19 protein-coding genes are annotated in these 18,802 nt (G+C 66.8%); 13 read left to right on the top strand and 6 right to left on the bottom strand.

The window, feature by feature from the left end; translation table 11 throughout:
* The first annotated feature begins 19 nt into the window (after positions 1-19).
* Positions 20-1,732 (top strand): 30S ribosomal protein S1, encoded by a 1,713-nt coding sequence (locus tag FJV41_RS21475; RefSeq protein ID WP_141644393.1) that lies wholly within the window; start codon positions 20-22, stop codon positions 1,730-1,732.
* Positions 1,733-1,808: 76 nt separating this feature from the next.
* On the opposite strand, the gene FJV41_RS21480 is transcribed toward FJV41_RS21475, so the two are convergent.
* Together FJV41_RS21480 and FJV41_RS21485 are read right to left on the bottom strand one after the other, a co-directional pair.
* A complete protein-coding gene (locus FJV41_RS21480; protein ID WP_141644394.1) occupies positions 1,809-2,681 on the bottom strand; it encodes an N-acyl homoserine lactonase family protein in 873 nt (290 codons plus the stop codon).
* Between the two features lie 2 nt (positions 2,682-2,683).
* Positions 2,684-3,262, bottom strand: coding sequence for a TetR/AcrR family transcriptional regulator (locus FJV41_RS21485; protein ID WP_141644395.1), 579 nt, complete (start codon positions 3,260-3,262; stop codon positions 2,684-2,686).
* A 265-nt stretch (positions 3,263-3,527) separates the two neighbouring features.
* Here FJV41_RS21485 and FJV41_RS21490 point away from each other — a divergent pair, with 265 nt between their 5' ends.
* The 6 genes from FJV41_RS21490 to FJV41_RS21515 all read left to right on the top strand — a co-directional run bounded on the left by FJV41_RS21490 (position 3,528) and on the right by FJV41_RS21515 (position 9,347).
* Positions 3,528-4,709, top strand: coding sequence for a thiolase family protein (locus tag FJV41_RS21490; protein ID WP_141644396.1), 1,182 nt, complete (start codon positions 3,528-3,530; stop codon positions 4,707-4,709).
* Between the two features lie 79 nt (positions 4,710-4,788).
* On the top strand, positions 4,789-5,487 hold the full coding sequence (locus FJV41_RS21495; protein ID WP_141644397.1) for a CoA transferase subunit A: 699 nt from the start codon (positions 4,789-4,791) through the stop codon (positions 5,485-5,487).
* A 7-nt stretch (positions 5,488-5,494) separates the two neighbouring features.
* Positions 5,495-6,151, top strand: coding sequence for a CoA transferase subunit B (locus FJV41_RS21500; RefSeq protein WP_141644398.1), 657 nt, complete (start codon positions 5,495-5,497; stop codon positions 6,149-6,151).
* Between the two features lie 68 nt (positions 6,152-6,219).
* The gene (locus tag FJV41_RS21505; protein WP_141644399.1) at positions 6,220-6,603 is read left to right on the top strand and encodes a TIGR02266 family protein; all 384 of its coding nucleotides are present in this window, start codon (positions 6,220-6,222) and stop codon (positions 6,601-6,603) included.
* 36 nt (positions 6,604-6,639) lie between these two features.
* Positions 6,640-7,950, top strand: a complete 1,311-nt coding sequence (locus tag FJV41_RS21510; protein ID WP_141644400.1) for a class I SAM-dependent RNA methyltransferase — start codon at positions 6,640-6,642, stop codon at positions 7,948-7,950.
* A complete protein-coding gene (locus tag FJV41_RS21515) occupies positions 7,950-9,347 on the top strand; it encodes a VWA domain-containing protein (RefSeq protein ID WP_141644401.1) in 1,398 nt (465 codons plus the stop codon). Before FJV41_RS21510 ends, FJV41_RS21515 begins: the two co-directional genes overlap by 1 nt.
* A 27-nt stretch (positions 9,348-9,374) precedes the next feature.
* Here FJV41_RS21515 and FJV41_RS21520 read toward each other — a convergent pair whose 3' ends face one another.
* From FJV41_RS21520 to FJV41_RS21535, 4 genes are all read right to left on the bottom strand, one after another.
* On the bottom strand, positions 9,375-10,289 hold the full coding sequence (locus FJV41_RS21520; RefSeq protein ID WP_174476923.1) for a JmjC domain-containing protein: 915 nt from the start codon (positions 10,287-10,289) through the stop codon (positions 9,375-9,377).
* Positions 10,290-10,365: 76 nt separating this feature from the next.
* Positions 10,366-10,794: a YciI family protein gene (locus tag FJV41_RS21525; protein ID WP_141644403.1), complete on the bottom strand. Its 429-nt coding sequence runs from the start codon at positions 10,792-10,794 to the stop codon at positions 10,366-10,368.
* Positions 10,795-10,924: 130 nt separating this feature from the next.
* Positions 10,925-11,221: a hypothetical protein gene (locus FJV41_RS21530; protein ID WP_141644404.1), complete on the bottom strand. Its 297-nt coding sequence runs from the start codon at positions 11,219-11,221 to the stop codon at positions 10,925-10,927.
* Between the two features lie 144 nt (positions 11,222-11,365).
* Positions 11,366-12,010: a glutathione S-transferase family protein gene (locus FJV41_RS21535; RefSeq protein ID WP_141644405.1), complete on the bottom strand. Its 645-nt coding sequence runs from the start codon at positions 12,008-12,010 to the stop codon at positions 11,366-11,368.
* A 719-nt stretch (positions 12,011-12,729) separates the two neighbouring features.
* Between FJV41_RS21535 and FJV41_RS52395 the strand changes: the two genes are divergently transcribed.
* The 6 genes from FJV41_RS52395 to FJV41_RS21565 form a co-directional block, all read left to right on the top strand.
* Positions 12,730-14,814: a hypothetical protein gene (locus FJV41_RS52395; protein ID WP_181790820.1), complete on the top strand. Its 2,085-nt coding sequence runs from the start codon at positions 12,730-12,732 to the stop codon at positions 14,812-14,814.
* Between the two features lie 162 nt (positions 14,815-14,976).
* On the top strand, positions 14,977-15,498 hold the full coding sequence (locus FJV41_RS21545) for a hypothetical protein (protein ID WP_141644406.1): 522 nt from the start codon (positions 14,977-14,979) through the stop codon (positions 15,496-15,498).
* A 73-nt stretch (positions 15,499-15,571) separates the two neighbouring features.
* Positions 15,572-16,960, top strand: a complete 1,389-nt coding sequence (gene miaB, locus FJV41_RS21550; protein WP_141644407.1) for a tRNA (N6-isopentenyl adenosine(37)-C2)-methylthiotransferase MiaB — start codon at positions 15,572-15,574, stop codon at positions 16,958-16,960.
* Between the two features lie 26 nt (positions 16,961-16,986).
* Positions 16,987-17,502, top strand: coding sequence for a gamma carbonic anhydrase family protein (locus FJV41_RS21555; protein WP_141644408.1), 516 nt, complete (start codon positions 16,987-16,989; stop codon positions 17,500-17,502).
* Between the two features lie 38 nt (positions 17,503-17,540).
* On the top strand, positions 17,541-18,011 hold the full coding sequence (locus FJV41_RS21560) for a cyclic nucleotide-binding domain-containing protein (protein ID WP_141644409.1): 471 nt from the start codon (positions 17,541-17,543) through the stop codon (positions 18,009-18,011).
* Positions 18,012-18,038: 27 nt separating this feature from the next.
* Positions 18,039-18,802, top strand: a 764-nt coding sequence (locus tag FJV41_RS21565) for a hypothetical protein (RefSeq protein WP_141644410.1), incomplete at its 3' end; no start/stop codon positions are given.

Raw genomic sequence — 18,802 nt, forward strand, 5'->3', positions numbered from 1 at the left:
TCAAAGGACTTCCATTTCCATGCAGCAGAACGTGAACCAGCAGGTCGAGACTGACGCCGGGGAAGAAAACTTCGCGGCGATGTTCGAAGAGTCGCTCAAGCAGCGCGGTGGCGACGGCATCCTGAAGGAAGGGGAGATCGTCAAGGGCACCGTGGTGCAGGTGACGAAGGACTTCGCGATCGTCGACATCGGCTACAAGTCCGAGGGTCAGGTCCCGATCTCCGAGTTCACCAATCCTCGCGGAGAGGTCTCCGTCAAGGCGGGCGACCCCGTTGAGGTCCTCCTGGAGAGCCGCGAGAACGACACCGGCATGGTCGTCCTCTCCAAGGAGAAGGCCGACAAGATGCGCATCTGGGACGAGATCAGCGCCGCCTGTGAGCGCGACGAGATCGTCAAGGGCACCATCGTGGGCCGCGTGAAGGGAGGCCTCTCCGTCGACATCGGCGTGAAGGCGTTCCTGCCCGGCAGCCAGGTGGATATCCGGCCCGTGCGCAACCTCGACCAGTACATCTCGAAGGAATTCGAGTTCAAGGTCATCAAGTTCAACAAGAAGCGCGGCAACATCGTCCTGTCGCGCCGGGTCCTCCTCGAGAAGCAGCGCGAGGAGATGAAGAAGGAGACCCTCAAGAACCTGAAGGAGGGTGCGGTCCTCAAGGGTGTCGTCAAGAACCTCACGGACTACGGCGCCTTCATCGACCTGGGCGGCATCGACGGCCTGCTCCACATCACGGACATGTCCTGGGGCCGCATCGGTCACCCCAGCGAGATGTTCAATGTGGGCGACGAGGTCCGCGTCGTTGTCCTCAAGTTCGACCCGACGCAGGAGCGCGTCAGCCTGGGCCTGAAGCAGATCCAGGAGGACCCGTGGCACCGCGCCGACGAGAAGTACCCGGTCGGCACGCGCGTCAAGGGCAAGGTCGTGTCCATCACGGACTACGGCGCGTTCATCGAGATCGAGCAGGGCGTCGAGGGTCTCGTCCACGTGTCCGAGATGTCCTGGACCAAGCGCCTCAAGCACCCGTCCAAGATCCTGGAGGTCGGCCAGGAGGTGGAGGCCGTCGTCCTGGATATCGATCCCAAGGCCAAGCGCATCGCGCTGGGCATGAAGCAGATCGAGCAGAACCCCTGGACGCTGCTCGAGGACAAGTACCCGATCGGCTCCGTCATCAAGGGTCAGATCCGCAACGTCACCGACTTCGGCGTGTTCGTCGGTGTCGAGGAGGGCGTGGACGGCCTGGTGCACGTGTCCGATATCTCCTGGACCCAGCGCATCAAGCACCCGGGCGAGATGTTCAAGAAGGGCGACGAGGTCGAGGCGGTGGTCCTCAACATCGACGTCGAGAACGAGCGGTTCAGCCTGGGCATCAAGCAGCTCCAGCCGGACCCCTGGGAGACGCTGTCCGAGCGCCTGCCTGTCGGCAGCCGCGTGAAGGGCAAGGTCACCAAGGTCACCGACTTCGGCGCGTTCGTGGAGATCGAGCCGGGCATCGAGGGTCTCGTCCACGTCTCCGAGCTGAAGGAGGAGCGTGTCGAGAACCCGCGTGACGTGGTGCAGGAGGCGCAGGATGTCGAGGTGAAGATCATCGACATCAACACGCCGGACCGGAAGGTCGCCCTGTCCATGAAGGCGCTGATCGGCGAAGGCGACGACTACCGCGAGTACCTCCGCAAGCAGGCGGAAGGCTCCAAGGCGCGCCTCGGCGACGTGATGGGCAAGCTGACGAAGAAGTAGTCTTCGTTCAGCACCGCCTCACGGCGTGACGGCCGGGTTCCCGTAAAGGGGGCCCGGCCGTTGCCGTTCCAGACGACTACTCCAGGTAGCTGGGGAACGCGGGCAGCGCGCGGAAGTCCTCGGGCGCATGCTGGACGACGAAGCGGCCCTTGGAGTCCTTCACCAGCGCCTCCACGTGGTTGATGGATGAGAGGGTTTCCTCACGGCTGGTGTTGAAGCCAGGCACGCCGTGGTGCTCCCAGTTCGCGCGGGTGTGGCAGAGGTCTCCGGACAGGACGACTGTTCCCGTCCGAGGCAGGTTCACCTGCAGCGACTGGTGGCCGGGCGTGTGGCCCGGCGTGAAGAGGATGCGCACGCTGCCGTCGCCGAAGACGTCGCGGTCTCCGTCGAGCGACTCCACCTTCGCATCGCGCCACGTGGAGAACTTAGTGGGGTCCACGCCCAAGGGCGCGGGCGTCGCGGTGGCCCACGTCAGCTCCTTTTGCTGGAGCAGCCACGTGGAGCCGGTGAAGGCATTGGCGTTGCCGGCGTGGTCCGCGTGCAGATGGGAGAAGCCCACGTAGCGCACGTCCGAGGGCTTCAGGCCCAGTTGGGCGAGCTGGGCGTGCAGCGTCTTCTGGACGTGGTAGCGAACGCCCACCGGATCCGCCACGCCGTCCGGGCTCTGGGCGATGACGTCATCCAGCCCCGTGTCCCAGAGCAGCGCGCCCTGGGGATGGCGGATGAGGAAGCAGGGGACGGACATCTCCCCGCGCTGACCGTTGGGCTGACTCCCGTCCGTGAAGAACCCCATGTCGTGGATGTCGATGCTTCCGCAATCCAGGGCGTAGAGGCGCAGCTCCGGGGGATGTTGCGTGGACGCGGCGTTGGTGGCCGTTGCCTGGTGCGCGCAGCCACCAGTGAAGGACAGCAGGAACAGGGAGGGGAGAATGGAACGCGAGACGCGCATGACTAGAAGGACCTCATGAGGGCATCGACGATGCGGGTGAGACGGGTGGTGTCCTCCGCCGTCTTTCCGAGCACGCGGAGGCCAGTGAGGTTGTTGAGGAGGAAGCTCGCGAGCTCCCGCGCGTCACGAGTAGCGTCGACCTCGCCGGTGCGCTGCCCTTCTTCGATGAGCGACAGGAAGGCGGCTTCGGTCTGCTCGAACATTCGCGCCGCCAACCGGGCCGCTGCGGCGTCACGCCCCGCCAACTCGATGGCGGTGTTGATGGCCAGACACCCCCGGCGCTCGGGGTCCGCGACGTCGGTCTCGATGACCGCGAGGAGCAGTGCCCGCAGCCGCGCCTTGATGGGGCCCGGTTGCGTCAGAAGCGCCAGGAGCGTGGGCGCCTCGTGCGCGTGGTAGTGACGCAGGACGCACTCGAAGAGGCCCTGTTTGCTCTCGAAGGCGTTGTAGAGGCTGCCGCGCCCCAGCCCCATCCGCGCTCCCAGCTCCTGGGGGGACGCCGCCGCGTAGCCCTTCTCCCAGAAGACCTCCATCGCCTTCGCCACCGCCGTCTCGGCCTGGAACTTCCTCGGACGTGCCATGGCCGTCTGTTAGGTCGTTTTGTACCTCAAGGTCAAATACCTTGGACTCGCGCGGCGCGAGCGTCCGACCGGTCGGGTGGTGAGTGGGCGGAAGGAGGAGGAACTTCGCGGGCTTGGGCGTCGTTTCGCGGTGCGTCGCGCGCAGTGGACGCTCATGTCCGGACGCCGAGCGAGGACGCTTGAACTCCGGGGAGTGCCCGGTGATAAGGGCGACCGCCGCTGTTATCGAAGGACATCCGTACATCCTCAAGAGGAGGCAGTTTTCATGGCTCGTGACGTCGTCATCGTGGGCGCGGCCCGTACCCCCATCGGCGCCTTCCAGGGAGCGCTCGCCAAGCTGACGGCGCCGCAGCTCGGCGCGGTGGCCATCAAGGCCGCTTTGGAGCGCGCGGGCGTGAAGCCGGAGACCGTCCAGGAAGTCATCATGGGCTGTGTGCTCCAGGCCGGCGTCGGTCAGGCGCCCGCTCGTCAGGCCACCATCTTCGCGGGCCTGCCCGAGACGGTGCCCGCCACCACGCTGAACAAGGTCTGTGGCTCCGGTCTCAAGGCCGTCATCGCGGGCGCGCAGGCCATTGCCCTGGGTGAGGCGGACGTCGTCGTCGCCGGCGGCATGGAGTCCATGAGCAACTCGCCCTACGTCAGCCACACGATGCGCGGTGGTGCGCGCATGGGCAACGTGGAGTTCAAGGACGCGATGATCCTCGACGGTCTCTGGGACGTGTATGGCAACGTCCACATGGGCCTGTGCGCCGAGGAGTGCGCCACGTCGCAGGGCATCAGCCGCTCGCAGCAGGATGAGTTCGCGCTGGAGTCCACCCGCCGCGCGATTCAGTCCCAGAAGGACGGCCTGTTCGCCGCCGAGATTGTCCCCGTGCAGATCCCCGGCAAGAAGCCGGACGAGGTGACGACGGTCTCCGAGGACGAGGGCCCGCGCAACGCGAAGCCGGACAAGATTCCGGGCCTCAAGCCGGTGTTCAAGAAGGACGGCACGGTGACGGCCGCCAACGCGTCCTCCATCAACGACGGCGCCGCGGCGCTGGTGCTGATGAGCGAGGAGAAGGCGAAGGCCGAGGGCCGCACCATTCTGGGCCGCATCACCGGGTACGCGCAGGCCGCGCGCAAGCCGGTGGAGTTCACGATTGCCCCGGCGGACGCCATCAACACGCTCCTGAAGAAGAAGGGCGTTGCCGCGGCGGACGTGGACCTGTGGGAGATCAACGAGGCGTTCGCGGTGGTGTCGCTCGCGAACAACCGCATCCTCGGGTTGGATCCGTCGAAGGTGAACGTGCGCGGTGGCGCGGTGGTGCTCGGTCACCCCATTGGCGCTTCCGGCGCGCGCGTGCTGGTGACGCTGCTGCAGACGATGAAGGACCTGGGCAAGAAGCGGGGCGTCGCGTCGCTGTGCATCGGCGGCGGCGAGGGCATCGCGCTGATGGTGGAGAGGTAGTCAACCCTCTCCCCACGGGGAGAGGGACGGGGTGGGGGCCTTGGTGGCCTTCACCCCGTTTCCGTTATCGGGAGGGCGAATGAACAAGGTCTACGCGAGCGCGGACGAGGCGGTCGCCGACATCCCGGATGGCTGCACGCTCATGAGCGGCGGCTTCGGGCTGTGTGGCAACCCTGAGAATCTCATCGAGGCGCTTCACCGCAAGGGCGTGAAGAACCTCACCATCATCTCCAACAACTGCGGCACCACCGAGCTCGGCCTGGGCATTTTGCTCCAGAACAAGCAGGTCAAGAAGATGGTGTCGAGCTACGTGGGGGAGAACAAGGAGTTCGAGCGGCAGTACCTCTCCGGCGAGCTGGAGGTGGAGCTGAACCCGCAGGGAACCCTGGCCGAGCGCATCCGCGCGGGCGGCTGCGGCATCGGTGGCTTCTTCACGCCGACAGGCGCGGGGACGCAGGTGGCCGAGGGCAAGGAGTCGCGCATCATCGACGGCCGGCTGCACGTGCTGGAGACACCGCTGAAGGCGGACTTCGCCATCATCCACGCGGCGAAGGCGGACACCCACGGCAACCTCATCTTCAACAAGACGGCGCGCAACTTCTCCCCGATGATGTGCATGGCGGCCAAGGTCACCATCGTCGAGGCGGAGGAGATTGTTCAGCCCGGCGAGTTGGACCCGGACCAGGTGCACCTCCCGAGCATCTTCGTGAAGCGCATCGTCCTGGCGAAGAACCTCCAGAAGTGGATTGAGCGGCGCACCGTCCGCAAGACGGCCTGAGGACCCCATGCCACTGACTCGTGAACAACTCGCGAAGCGCATCGCCCTGGAGCTGCGGGACGGCTTCTATGTGAACCTGGGCATCGGCATCCCCACGCTGGTCCCCAACTACATCCCCGAGGGGGTGGAGGTGGTGCTCCAGTCGGAGAACGGCCTGCTGGGCATCGGGCCGTACCCCGAGGCGGGCAAGGAAGACCCGGACCTCATCAACGCGGGCAAGGAGACGGTGACGACGGTGAAGGGCGCCGCGTTCTTCGACTCGGCCCTGTCCTTCGGAATGATCCGCGGCGGCCACATCGACATGGCCGTGCTGGGCGCCATGGAGGTCTCCGAAGAGGGGGACCTGGCCAACTGGATGATTCCCGGGAAGATGGTCAAGGGAATGGGCGGCGCCATGGACCTGGCGGTGGGCGCCAAGCGCATCTACGTGGCCATGGAGCACGCGAACAAGGAGGGTCAGCCGAAGATCCTCAAGAAGTGCTCGCTGCCCCTGACGGGCCTCAAGTGCGTGCACCACATCGTCACGGACCACGCCTTCCTGGACGTGACGCCGGAGGGGCTCGTCCTGCGCGAGCTGGCCCCGGGCGTGACGGTGGAGCTGGTCCAGAAGCTCACCGAGCCGAAGCTGAAAATCGCTCCGGACGTGCGCGAGATGAAAGTCTGAGCGCGCAAGGCTAAGGTGCGCCGCTGGGGGAGGGTGGTATGGACGACTTCCCCGGCGGAGCCCCTTTCATGGCCGATACCTCGGAGAAGCTGAACCCCATCGACCACCGCGCGCCGCGAGTCGAGTACGAGCTGCCGGTGGCCTACCGCAGCGTGGCTGGCTTCGTGACGGACTGGGCCGTCAACCTTTCCAAGGGCGGCCTCTACATCAACACCGACAAGCCCCTGCCGGTGGACACGGTGGTGAAGCTGCTGGTGACACTGCCGGGAGCGCACTTCCCGGTGGAGCTGAAGGGCCGGGTGACGCGCACCAACGCGCTCGGCACCGCGTCTCCGCAGTCCCCGGGGATGGCGGTGGAGTTCCTGGACGTTGACGAAGACAAGCGGTCGCGCATCGGGGAGTTCGTGGAGCGGTTGCGCTCGGAGCTCCCGTCGGAAGCGACCCGGAAGTAACGGCGGCCCGCGCGGGCGCCCCCACCGAGCGCCTGCATGCTGCCCCTCCCTGAGACCCCCGTTTCCCTGACCATCGACCGCCTCGGCCAGCTCGGCGAGGGCGTGGCTTCCTGGCAGGGCCGCACCGTCTTCATCCCTGGCGCCTTCCCGGGCGACACCGTGCGCGTCCATCTGGAGTCGCAGGGACGCGTGCTGCGTGGGCTTTTGCGCGAGGTGGTCTCTTCCGGACCGGGCCGTCGTGAGGCGCCGTGTTCCCTGGCCGGCGAGTGCGGCGGGTGCGACTGGCTGGGCCTGGCCGAGTCCGCCCAGCGAAGCGCGAAGCAGGAGATCGTCCTCTCCACCCTGGAGCACCTGGGCCACCTGCGGCGCGAGGACTTCACCGTCCGGCCGCTCCTGGTGGCGCCTCGGGACTGGGGCTACCGCCGACGCGCGGTGCTGCATCCTGCGGGGAAGGGAGCGCTGGGCTACTTCAGCCGGCGCAGCCACGAGCGGCTCGCGGTGTCCGAGTGCGGTGCCCTCACGCCCGTGCTGACCGCGTTGCCGGGGAAGCTGGCGCCGCTGCTCAAGCCGCTGGCGAAGGACACCGAGGAGGTGCTCCTGCTCGCCGAGGGCGACAAGGCCGCGTTCGCGGTGAATCTGACGGGGCAGGTGACGGCGCGCCACGTGGAGGCCGCGGAGGCCGCCGTGCGGGCGCTGCGGTTGGAGGGCGCGGTGCTGGTGCCGAAGGAGGGCTCGCCCCGAGTGCTGGGCAAGCCGGCGCTGCGCTCGTATTCGCCGCTGAGGCCGGAGGTGCCGCTGTACCTGCGACCGGATTCGTTCGCGCAGGCGCACGCGGAGGCCAACGTGGGACTCGTGACATCGGCCATCTTCGAGCTGGCGGCGCGGGATGAGGACTCCGTGCTGGAGCTGTACTCTGGCAATGGCAACTTCACCTTTCCTCTGGCTGCGGGCTCCGCGTCGGTGCTGGGCGTGGAGTCGTCCCCGGTGGGCGTGGAGCTGGCCCAGCGCAGTGCGCGCGAGGCGGGCGTGAGCAACGTGCGCTTCGTGCAGGGGGATGCGCGCAAGGTGTGCGACGGGCTGGTGTCCGAGGGCCGGCGCTTCGACGTGTGCCTGGCGGACCCGCCGCGCGCGGGAGCTCCGGGGCTGGCGAAGTGGATGGTGGCGCTGGGCATCCGTCGGGTGGTGTACGTGGCGTGTGACCCGGCCTCGCTCGCGCGGGACGCGGCGGGGCTGGTGGAGGCGGGCTACAAGCCGCAGGCGCTCCAGGTGGTGGACATGTTCCCCCAGACGCACCACGTGGAGGCCGTGATGTCCTTCGAGCGGCCGGGCACAGGGAAGGGACGCTGATGGACGCGCGCATCGTCGAATTCGCCGAGGTGCTCCGACAGAACGGTGTGCGCGTGAGTACCTCCGAGGTGCAGGACGCGCTGCGGGCCACCGCCGAGGTGGGGCTGGTGGACCGGTCCCTGTTCCGCGCGGTGATGCGCACCACGCTGGTGAAGCGTGAGCTGGACGTGGACACATTCAACCGCGCGTTCGACTTCTTCTTCTCCGGCGCGGCGGCGACGTTCGAGGCCATCGACAAGTCCCTGGCCGCGCAGCTCCAGGAAGAGGGCTACCTGGACGGGGACACGCTGAAGATGGTCATCTACCAGATGAACCTCCTGCTGCCGGAGATGTCTCCGCTCGCGCAGGCGGTGCTGGAAGGGGACCGGGCGCGGCTGGCGCAGATCTTCCGGACGGCCTCGCTCCAGTTGGACTTGTCGAAGCTGGAGAGTCCGCTCCAGGGGGGCTTCTTCGCGCGGCGCATGCTGGCGGGCGCCGGCATGGAGCGGGCTCGCTCCGACATGAAGTCGCTGGAGGATGAACTGCATGCGCGCGGCTTGTCTCCGGAGGGTGTGGAGATTGTCTCGCGCCACGTCGCCGCGGCGATGCGGAAGATTGAAGATGCCGCGCGCCAGGAGGTGAAGCGGCAGGCGGAGGCTCGCATCCGTCGTCGCACCGACACGGTGCAGGACAAGCCGCTGCACCTGCTCACCCAGGCGGAGGTGGACCAGATGGAGTCCGCCGTGCGCACGATGGCGGAGAAGCTGCGCAGTCGCTTGATTCGCCGGCAGCGCTCGCACCGCAAGGGCGCGCTCAATGTCCGCCGCACGCTGCGCAAGAACATGACGTGGGGTGGGGTGCCCATGCTGCCCCAGTTCCGTCGCCGCCGGCCGGAGCGTCCGGAGTTGGTGGTGCTGTGCGACGTGTCCGACTCGGTCCGCAACGCGGCTCGGATGATGTTGCTGTTCATGCACACGATGCAGTCCCTGTTCGTGCGCGTGCGCTCGTTCGTCTTCGTGTCAGACGTGGGCGAGGTGACGCAGTACTTCAAGGACCTCGACGTGGACGAGGCCATCGACATGGCGACGGCGGGCAAGACGGTGTCCCTGAGCGCCAACTCGAACTATGGCCGCGCGCTGGCGGACTTCACCCGGGACCACCTGGGCAGCATCACCCGCCGCACCACCGTCATGATCATCGGGGACGGGCGCAACAACTACAACGCCAACAATGTCTGGGCGCTGAAGGACCTGCGCCGCAAGGCGAAGCGACTGCTGTGGATCTGCCCCGAGCAGCGCGGCAACTGGGGCATCGGTGACAGCGAGATGCTCACGTACGAGAAGCACTGTCACCAGGCCGTGGTCGTGACCTCCGTCTCCGACCTGGCCCGCATCGCTGACCAGCTCGTTCCGGCTTGAGGTATCGCGGCCCCCCGGAAGGGCGCCCTAGCTCTCCTCCACGATCTTCCGGGCCTCCAACTCCAGGACGTGGGCCTGCAGCTCGTGCAGCAACTCGGAGAGTCGCGTGTGGCACGCTCCGCTGCGCTCGGGGTCCGGCGAGCCGATTCCATCGGCGAGCGCGCGCCATCGCACGTCCTTCAGCAACTGCTGTCGCAGCGCCGCGCTGACCACGTCCGCCCAGGTGGGCTGGCTGTAGGTGAAGTTCAGCGCCAGCGTGTCCTCCGAGGCCTCGGTGGAGTGCCAGTAGCCGCGCGGGACGAAGAGCACCGAGCCGGGCTCGAGCGTGATGACCTCGGCACCCTCGGGCATCTGCTCGGGCAGCTCCTGCTCCAGGTAGCTGGCCAGCTCGGGCGAGGGCGGGCCCATGTTCATCGCCCAGCGGTCCGTGGGCAGGGGCAGTTGTGTGTTGGGTGCGAGCGTCCAGCGCTTGGTGCCGCGCACCTGCACGACGATGTTCGCGTTCGCGTCGAAGTGGGGGCTGTTGCCGCCACCCGACGGCGAGGCATAGAAGATGGCCCGCGCCACGGCGTTGCGCGCGAGTCCCAGCTCGAACGCCACCATGTGCAGCCACTGCTCGACCAGGGGGAGGTAGCGCTCCGCCGAGTCGAGGATGAGCGCCATTCCGCTGCGGTACAGCGCCGCCGCGGTCTGCGCCTCCACCCGGATGACGCTGTGCTCATCGCGCCGGTCCGGTAGCGCGACCATCACCGGGTTGCGGTAGGTGTGCAGCAGCCGCTCGAGGTCATGGAGCTCGGGGAGCGCCGCGAGCTCCCCGAGCCGTTCGAGCGGGCCGTGGCAGACCAGATGCCGCGTGGGCCAGTACTCCGCCAGGAACTCGCGACCCGAGTGCGGCGCGAAGAGCTGTTCGAGGAAGGGGCGCTCCGATGACTCCAAGTCCATGAGCGACATTAACACGCGAGCCAATGGGCCCTGGGATGAGTCTCCGGAGCCCAAACCGTACCCGGGGGCCGCCGCGTCACGGCGACTTCTTGAAGGTCTGGCTCCAGGTGGGGGCTACCTGCTCGATGAGCGTCACCAGAGCCGGCGGGATGTCCTCGGCGCCGGTGAGGGGCCGGACCTCCATCACGTCGTCATTGCCCATCCCGCCCGGGTAGCGGCGGGCCCATTCAATGGCCTCCTCCTTCGACGCCACCTCCAGCACGTAGAAGCCGCCGATGAGTTCCTTCGTCTCCGCGTAGGGGCCGTCCCTCACGCTGGCCTTGCCGCCCTTGAAGACGACGTGCGCGCCCGGGGACGGGCTGAGGCCCTCGGAGGCGATGAGCACGCCGGCCTTGTGCATCTCCTCGTTGTATTTCATCTGCGCGATGAAGACGGCCTCGTCGAAGGCTGCCTCCGGGGGCGTGGGCTCCAGCGTGGAAGGGCGGGGGATGAGCATGAAGCGCATGCGGTAACTCCTGGAGTGGGGATGTGAGGCGTGGCTCCATCCCTACAACGAATGACCGTGCGGCGGTTCGACACGGTCATTTCAGGGGACGCTGCCGCGCGCCGGTGGGCCCCTCGGCGCGTGGGGTGGCTCAGAATGTCCGGTAGCAGAACTGGCCCGGGTTTCCCTGGGTGCAGTCCTCGGGGCAGCTCTGCGTCGTTTCACCAGGGCAGCACGCCCTGTTCCCGCAGTACTCGCCAGGAGGGCAATCCGCCGGACAGCGCAGTCGCTCGATGGGCGCGCAGACCCCATCGCCGCAGACGGCGAGCTCGGACTCCGACGTGGCGAGCGCCTCCTCCACCCCGGGGTCCTCCTCCATCGCACCAGCACCACATCCCACGATGAGCCCCACTGTCAGGGCCACTACGACACTCCAAGCCGCCTTCATCGGAACGCTCCTTGTCGGGTCCGCCTGCATGAGGAATGCGCGCAAAGGCTAGCAGGCTTCGCGGACAGGACAACGGGGTGCGCATCCAGGCGTTGTCGCCGCATTGCCTGTCGGATGAAGTGCCCGTGGGGGGCGCGTGAGGCCTCAGGTTCTCACGCTCGCGGATGGCGGCATGGACGGTGCGGTGCGCTTCCACGCCTCGAGCTCCTGCACGCGACCGAGCCAGCTCCGGAGGTTCGCATGCTCCCCGAGAGGCAGTCGCGCCGGTCCGGCGAGGGCGAACGCCGCGGCCAACGAGAAGTCCGCGAGCGTCAGACGTTCCTGTGAGACCCACGTCTTGCCCGCGAGGTGCTCGTCCAGGACGCGCGCGTGCCGCGCGAAGAGCGCCTCGCCCCGTGCGACCTCCGTGGGGTTCGGCGGCCCATGGCCGGCCACCGCCTTCACGAAGTTCTCGAAGACCAGGATGGTGCATGCCTGCGCCATGTGCGCCGAGCACCAGAAGAGCCAGCGCGTCACGTCAGCACGCCCACGCGCATCCGTGGGGAGCAGGGTTTGTCCCGGCGTCATCTCGGCCAGGTACTGCATGATGGCGCGCGACTCCCAGAGCAGGAAGCCATCGTCATCGAGGACAGGAACGAGGCCGTTGGGATTGCGGCCCAGATGCGGCGTCGCGCGCTGCTCGCCGTTTGGCAGGTCCACCACGACGCGCTCGAGAGGTACTTCGAGGTGGGTGGCGACGAGCAGGACTCGGCGCGAGTTTCCGGACAAGGGGTGGAAGTAGAGCTTCATGTAGCGTTCTCCTGGACCGCGCGGATGAGGGGGGAACCTGCCTGCCAGGGGTGACAAGGGACTGTCAGGTATCTTCGGGCCCGTCCTGAGGCACCGCGTGCCCGGCGTGGAGGAAGGCGTTCGACGCGTAACGCGGACACGTTCAACCGCGCGTTCGACGTCTTCACCTGCCTCGCGGACCCGCTTGTTCCGGCCTCACGAAGGGGCGGAGCCAGCGTCTGTCCTTCCCATGCTCTCGGTACTTCGGGCGCGGGACGCATGTCGCGCCGAGGAATGGAGGTCCGTCAGCCAAGCACCGGAAGTACATCGCCCTGGCGGATAACATCAGCAACCTGAACCGGGCGCTGGTGGTCTCCCGCCGGCTGAAGGACGTGATCGAAGCCAGGCGTCCGCCGAGGACGCGAACGCGTTCTTGGGGAACGCGGGCCGTGCATGCCCTGGAGCGCTCGCTCGCCCTCCAGGCGGGCTGAGTGTGTTGCGGCACAGCGCTTGCTGTGCCTTGAAAAGTCGCCCGCAGTGGCACGGCGAGAAACCGCGTCGTGCCTCTCGACCTTGGCGCAGGCCCCCCTCTTGCCTGCCCTGCGCCATGCATGACGGCCTGGGTAACGCCGCTTCGGAGCCCTCATCGGCCTACGTCCTCCCCGGACGCCGCCCACGGACGTCGACACGAAGCTCACGCATGTCTTTTAAGCGCGAAGTCCTCGCGATGGATCCGATACATGTCTTGTGGAATTTGTGGGAAGAGCGTGGGGGCGGGCCAGGGTGCAAAGGCCGTTTTCTGCACCTCCTGCACGGAAGATCTGAAAGCAGAAGGCGTCCCCGTCGACTGGGCCACGAAACAGTACCTGGCGACTCGACTCCAATCGACCCTGCAGACGCTCCAGCAGCGTTATCAACGCTTGCGCGCCCAGTCGGCCGCTGGCTCGGGCGCCAGCGCCGTGGCATCCAAACCAAGCAAAGAACAGGTCCCGAAGAACCCCAAGGGGGCGGCGACAGGGTCAGCCGCTGCCGCTGCCGCCGCAGGGGCCTCTTCACTGGGAAAACACTGGGAAGGGAGAGGGGGGCATCGTCGACGCAAGCCGCTGACGCCTGAACAGCAGATCCAGTTGGACTCGCTCTATTCGGATTTGCAGCTCCCGTATGTGGACATCCTGGTCAACAGTGCGGACCAGAATGGTTTTGGCGACCTGATCAACGGCCTGCATACGGGGCGTCTGCTTCACCAGGGGACGGGATGGAGGATCGTCGCCACCTCGAACCATTCCCAATTCGACACGATGCTGTCGAGTTTTCCGTGGGTCAGTAAGGTGCAGGAAGTGGGATGGAGTCCGGATATCTCCCTGGAGACTCCTGCTGCCACCACTACGGAAGGGGATCTGGCTGTATCGGAGTATAGCTATCGCGTCGGGAGGGCGCTGGACGTCTTCACAAGGCAGTCGGGGTTGGGGGACGGTGAAATCGGTATCATGATCAACAAGGAGTTGAGAGCGCCGATCCCACTTGCCGAGTTGAAGCTGTCCGATGCCGAGAAGTCCGATGCCGAGAAGTCCGATGCCGAGAAGTCCGATGCCGAGAAGTCCACAAAGGCGCTTTGTGACTTCTTGAAGAAGTACCACCAGGGGTGTCGGTTCTTTTTTGGTTATGGTGCCGGCCAGAAGTCCAAGGCTCGATACGATCTTTTACTGGATCGCGTCGTGTTTGATGTCGGCATCAAGAATGCCATCGTCTTGCCCGTCAATCACAATCTCATGGAACAGGGCGGAGCGGGCGGTAAAGGTCGGCGCAATAAGGCGTCATACATCGGCGAGTATTGTCGGACTCGAGGACTCCGCGTTCTGGAGGTCGAGAAGAATAAGTGGTTCAGTGTGTCTACTCTGATCCAGGATGATCGGACGACAAAGGTTGTGGCCATGGAACCGGGCGCGGTGATTCCTTATTCCGTCATGCAGAAACTGTGGCGCGCCGCGGATAGGTCATTCACTATCGCAGAGGGGGATCAGTCTTTCGGTGAGGCTATTTCAGCAGGCATCCCGATGGCCTATCAACTCTGGCCTGATGGCAAAGGCATAATGCACAAGCAGGCATTGTTTGATAATTTTGTCAAGAGGAGTGGCGGTGGTGATGTTGCTGAGTTTATCAGGGTATGTGCCAACTATCCGGATGAAGGAGTCGATGTTCGGCAGAGGGATTGGATTATCGAACGCTGCAATGACAGGGATTTTTTGCGGCGACATGTCAATTCCATGGATCTGATCGCGAGCAATCACGATATACAGGGGCGACTGCAGTGCTTTGTCAAGCGGCACTGGCTGCGAAATAACCGGGCGCGGTTGCTGGGAATCAATTCGGATCTCGGTGCTTTGGTTGGAGAGATTGTCGAACTGGAGGATCGCGGAGAGTTCGATCTGGTTGTGGCGCAGACCCGGAAGATGGTTGCAATGTATCGCGCGGTGATCTTTGACTTCAATGTCAAGCAGGGGGTTCTGGATAAAGGCCCGGGTTCTGTTGCTAAAAGGGCCGCAGCCGTCAAGGACGCCTTGAATCCAGGGCCGGGCGGCGCAGCCGGGGCTCTGACTCATCCCCCTGTCGCGACGGGGACGTTCAATCCCGAACTCCTGAATTTGATTTCGGACTATGAGCGCACGGACGTTCTGCCCGCCATGGGTCCGATGGGGGCGGCAGGCGCCTCGCCAGCGGCAGAAGCGGCGGCAGCGGCAGCGGCGGGCGCCGCCCCTGTTGGCGTATCGGCCGCGGCGGCAGCGGGGGTGGCCTCGCCTTCAGGGAAGCAGGGAGCCCCTTCGTGAGCTGAACGAGCGCATCCTGGCGAGCGCAGGTTCCTCGGGTGGGGACGCTCGGTGGCGCGCTACCTGGGCATGTTCAGATTCGCGCCAGGAGAGGAGTGTCGCGAACCCTACCGCGACGGGACGGGCCCTGTTACACCTGCCCGGCCTTTTCCCAGGAGTCCCATGGCCCCCTCCCTCTTCGACGACCACGGCTACCAGGACGTCCCCAACCGCGAGACGGGTACCCACCTCTCCGCGGCGGATGACCGGACCCTTCGCATGGCCATGCCGCCCGTGGACGGCGCCTTGCTCGATGCCCTGGTGCGCTACCAGGAGGCCTTCCTGGCCGACGTGGGCTCGGCCAGAGGCTCGGAAGCCCTGGCCCGTGCCCACGCCCTGGCCCAGACGGCCTCCGGCCTGGATTCCCAGGCGCTGGAGCAGGGCATCGCCATGCTGCGCGCCTTCGGCGGCCGCCGGTGGACGGCTCGGAAGCTGGACGACAAGCTGCGTCAGCTCGAAGGGGCCTCGGAGGCTTCGGCGGAGGAGCTGCGGACCCGCGTCCGGGACGAGCTGGGCAAGCAGGAGCGGGAGACGGTGGCCCTGGGCCGCCGCTATGGCGAGGCCACCCTGGCGCTCCTCCGGGAACGCGAGGGCTCCCTCCTGGATCTCCACACCCGGATGACCGGACTGCTCAGTCAGGGATGACCGCGGGCCCCGGTTCGGTTGATTTCCGTGCCCGACCGTCGCATAAGGGCACGTTCTTGCTCAGAGAATCCCCATGAAGCGCTACTTCATCCACACCTTCGGCTGCCAGATGAACGTCAACGACTCGCTCCGCATGAGCGAGGTGCTGGCGAAGATGTCCTACGAGCCGACGCCTGTGCCGGAAAACGCGGACCTCATCATCCTCAACACCTGCTCCATCCGCGAGAAGGCCGAGGACAAGATGCTGTCCGCCCTGGGCCGCTACAAGCCCGTGAAGGCCAGTCGCGGCGCGCTCATCGGCGTGGGCGGCTGTGTGGCCCAGCAGGAGAAGGACCGCCTCATCAAGAAGGTGCCGTACCTGGACTTCGTCTTCGGCCCCGACAACATCGCCCGCCTGCCGGACATCATCGGCCGCGTGGAGTCGGAGCGGGCGCGGGTGGTGGAGACCGCCTTCGTGGACTCGGAGGAGTACGTCTTCCCGCGCGCCGACCCGGAGACGTCTCGCGGCAAGGTCACCGAGTTCGTCACGGTGATGAAGGGCTGCGACAACGTCTGCTCGTTCTGTGTCGTCCCGCACACGCGCGGCCGTGAAGTGAGCCGCGCCTTCCCGGAGGTCCTCCTGGAGGTGGACTCGCTGGCGAAGGTCGGCGTGCGCGAGGTGACGCTCATCGGCCAGAACGTGAACTCGTACCTGGGCGGCGTGTCCTTCGCCCAGTTGCTCCTTCGCACCGCCGAGGTGCCGGGCATCGAGCGCGTGCGCTTCACCACCAGCCATCCGCACGACCTCTCCGATGAGCTGATTGAGGCGTTCCGCACGCAGCCCAAGATTGCCCCTCACTTCCACCTGCCCGTGCAGTGCGGGAGTGATCGCATCCTGAAGATGATGCGCCGCGACTACACCGTGGTGCAGTACATGGAGCGGCTCAACAAGCTGCGCGAGGCGCGGCCGGGCATCGCCGTCACCACCGACATCATCGTGGGCTTCCCCGGGGAGACCGAGGAGGACTTCGAGATGACGATGAAGCTGACCGAGGAGGTCCGCTTCGACAACCAGTTCTCCTTCATCTACAGCCCCCGCCCCAAGACGGGCGCGGCGCTGCGTGAGAAGGACTGGGGCCCCATTGCGCACGAGGTGAAGATCGCCCGGCTGGAGCGCCTGCAGAAGCTGCAGCGTCGCATCAGCGCGGAGACGACCGCGGCCCTGGTGGACTCGGTGGTGGAGGTGATGGTGGAGGGCCACTCGCGATACGACGCCGCCAAGCGCTTCGGCCGCACGCCGGAGAACCGCACCGTCAACTTCGAGGGCGACGCGCCCACGGGCTCCTTCGTGACGGTGAAGGTGGATCGCTCCACGCCCAACCAGCTCTCGGGCAAGCAACTGGCGGTGCTGCAGTTGCCCACCGTGGAGCCGCTGCCGGTGGCGCCGCCCGTCTCGCCGTTCCACGTCGTCGCGGAGGCCTGAGGGCCGCTCGCGCAAGAGGTGACTGCATGGCGCTGAGAGCGTTTCGCGGGGTGACCCCCCGCGTCCACCCGAGCTGCTTCGTGGACGACTCCGCCCAGGTGGTGGGGGACGTGGAGCTGGGCGAGGACTCCTCCGTCTGGCTCAACACGGTGATGCGCGGCGACGTGAATCCCATCCGCGTGGGTAAGCGCACCAACCTCCAGGACTTGTCCCTGGTCCATGTCACCGGCGGCAGGTCGAGCACCGTCATCGGTGACGACGTGACGGTGGGGCATCACGTCGTGCTGCACGGCTGTACCGTGGGCAACCGCGTCCTCGTCGGGATGGGCTCCATCCTCTTGGATGAGGTGGAGGTGGGGGACGACTGCATCATCGGCGCGGGGACGCTGCTGACTCCTGGGACGAAGATACTTCCCGGCTCCATGGTGATGGGGGCTCCCGGCAAGGTGAAGCGGCCCCTCACCGAAGCGGAGCGCGAGTTCCTCCTGATGTCCGCCCATCACTACGTGCAACTGGCCTCCGAGTACCGCGCCAGCCGCTGACTCGCCGGCCCTCGCGGTCCGTGTTAGGACCCCGCACCATGGCTCTCGTGCCTGCGAACACCCTCAAGGCGTGCCCTCTCTTCAAGGGCTTCACGGACACCGGCATCCAGATTTTCGCGGGCGTGGCCGTGCCGCGTGCCTTCCCGAAGGGCACCGCGCTGTTCACCGAAGGCAAGACGGGGGAGTCGCTCCTCATCGTCGGTGAGGGCACGGTGCGACTGAGCGCCAGGAGCCCCTCGGGTGACGACGTCCCGTTGGGCGAAGTGGGGACCGGCGAACCCCTGGGCGAGCTGGCCCTGGTGCAGAAGGGCGAGCGGCTGTGCACCGCCACCGCCGTCACGGACGTCTCCGCGCTGGAGATTCGCGCCGCGGACTTCCAGAAGCTCCTGGCCACCAAGCCGCAGGCCTGCGTGAAGCTGCTGATGGGCATCGTCGGCTTCTTCGGCCAGAAGGCCCGCGACAACCGGGACATGATTCGCACCCTCATCGGAAAGGCTCCGGCCGTCTGAGAGGCCCGTGGTAGCGTGGGCGCCGGTATGCGAGCCCCCCACCTGGCCTTCCTCCTACTGCTCGGGGTCCATGCGTCGGCCCCCGCGCACGCCGGGTCGACCGCTCAGGTTTCCATCGCCCCCGAGGAGGACTGGTTCGCGAGCCAGTACACTCCGGGTGGCCTGGAGGTGCGCGCCGATGTCCGCGTCTTCACGCTGTTCGCCCTGCTGAACCGCGCCGGCTACGACGCCGGCCCCGTCGAGCGGGCACACCCCGTTCCCACCTATCGCTACGGCCGCGCTCGCACGCTCGTCCGGGAGAAGCTGGCGACAGCGGCCCCGTCGGTGCTCGAGGACGCGCGGACCTACTTCGCCGCGCACCCGGAGCCGGTGGAGGTGTACCTGGCGCGCGTCCTCGGAGGTCCCGATGTGCCGGGCGCTCCTGGGGACCTGGTGGGACTGGAGGCGCTGCTGGCCCGCGTGGAGCGTGAGTGGCCCGTGGCGGCGCTCCGAGCGGAGACGCTGCCCGACTTCCGCGCCGCGCAACGCGCCTGGTTGCCCCTCTTGGACGGCCCGTTCAAACAAGCAGCCCGACTTCTGGGCCTACGGGAAGGTGAGCCAGCACCCCGGGTGGTGGTTAATCTGCTCGAAGCCGAGGGAAGCGTGCGACCGGTCGACACGGGGCGCGGGTGGGTGATTGTGGTGGGGCCTGCGACGCGAGCCCCCGAGCCCGAGCCCGTGGTGCGCGAGCTGGCGCGGGGGCTGTTGTCCTCGCGACTGGCCGGCCGCCTGGGTGCTCGCTGGGCGGGTGG

The sequence above is a fragment of the Myxococcus llanfairpwllgwyngyllgogerychwyrndrobwllllantysiliogogogochensis genome (assembly GCF_006636215.1).
Classification (GTDB): Bacteria; Myxococcota; Myxococcia; order Myxococcales; family Myxococcaceae; genus Myxococcus; species Myxococcus llanfairpwllgwyngyllgogerychwyrndrobwllllantysiliogogogochensis.

Bases quoted from the DNA above. Each gene is read 5' to 3' on its own strand.
- FJV41_RS21475 (WP_141644393.1), top strand. From the start codon at position 20: ATGCAGCAGAACGTGAACCAGCAGGTCGAGACTGACGCCGGGGAAGAA.
- FJV41_RS21480 (WP_141644394.1), bottom strand. From the start codon at position 2,681: ATGCGCGTCTCGCGTTCCATTCTCCCCTCCCTGTTCCTGCTGTCCTTC.
- FJV41_RS21485 (WP_141644395.1), bottom strand. From the start codon at position 3,262: ATGGCACGTCCGAGGAAGTTCCAGGCCGAGACGGCGGTGGCGAAGGCG.
- FJV41_RS21490 (WP_141644396.1), top strand. From the start codon at position 3,528: ATGGCTCGTGACGTCGTCATCGTGGGCGCGGCCCGTACCCCCATCGGC.
- FJV41_RS21495 (WP_141644397.1), top strand. From the start codon at position 4,789: ATGAACAAGGTCTACGCGAGCGCGGACGAGGCGGTCGCCGACATCCCG.
- FJV41_RS21500 (WP_141644398.1), top strand. From the start codon at position 5,495: ATGCCACTGACTCGTGAACAACTCGCGAAGCGCATCGCCCTGGAGCTG.
- FJV41_RS21505 (WP_141644399.1), top strand. From the start codon at position 6,220: ATGGCCGATACCTCGGAGAAGCTGAACCCCATCGACCACCGCGCGCCG.
- FJV41_RS21510 (WP_141644400.1), top strand. From the start codon at position 6,640: ATGCTGCCCCTCCCTGAGACCCCCGTTTCCCTGACCATCGACCGCCTC.
- FJV41_RS21515 (WP_141644401.1), top strand. From the start codon at position 7,950: ATGGACGCGCGCATCGTCGAATTCGCCGAGGTGCTCCGACAGAACGGT.
- FJV41_RS21520 (WP_174476923.1), bottom strand. From the start codon at position 10,289: ATGGACTTGGAGTCATCGGAGCGCCCCTTCCTCGAACAGCTCTTCGCG.
- FJV41_RS21525 (WP_141644403.1), bottom strand. From the start codon at position 10,794: ATGCGCTTCATGCTCATCCCCCGCCCTTCCACGCTGGAGCCCACGCCC.
- FJV41_RS21530 (WP_141644404.1), bottom strand. From the start codon at position 11,221: ATGAAGGCGGCTTGGAGTGTCGTAGTGGCCCTGACAGTGGGGCTCATC.
- FJV41_RS21535 (WP_141644405.1), bottom strand. From the start codon at position 12,010: ATGAAGCTCTACTTCCACCCCTTGTCCGGAAACTCGCGCCGAGTCCTG.
- FJV41_RS52395 (WP_181790820.1), top strand. From the start codon at position 12,730: ATGTCTTGTGGAATTTGTGGGAAGAGCGTGGGGGCGGGCCAGGGTGCA.
- FJV41_RS21545 (WP_141644406.1), top strand. From the start codon at position 14,977: ATGGCCCCCTCCCTCTTCGACGACCACGGCTACCAGGACGTCCCCAAC.
- miaB (WP_141644407.1), top strand. From the start codon at position 15,572: ATGAAGCGCTACTTCATCCACACCTTCGGCTGCCAGATGAACGTCAAC.
- FJV41_RS21555 (WP_141644408.1), top strand. From the start codon at position 16,987: ATGGCGCTGAGAGCGTTTCGCGGGGTGACCCCCCGCGTCCACCCGAGC.
- FJV41_RS21560 (WP_141644409.1), top strand. From the start codon at position 17,541: ATGGCTCTCGTGCCTGCGAACACCCTCAAGGCGTGCCCTCTCTTCAAG.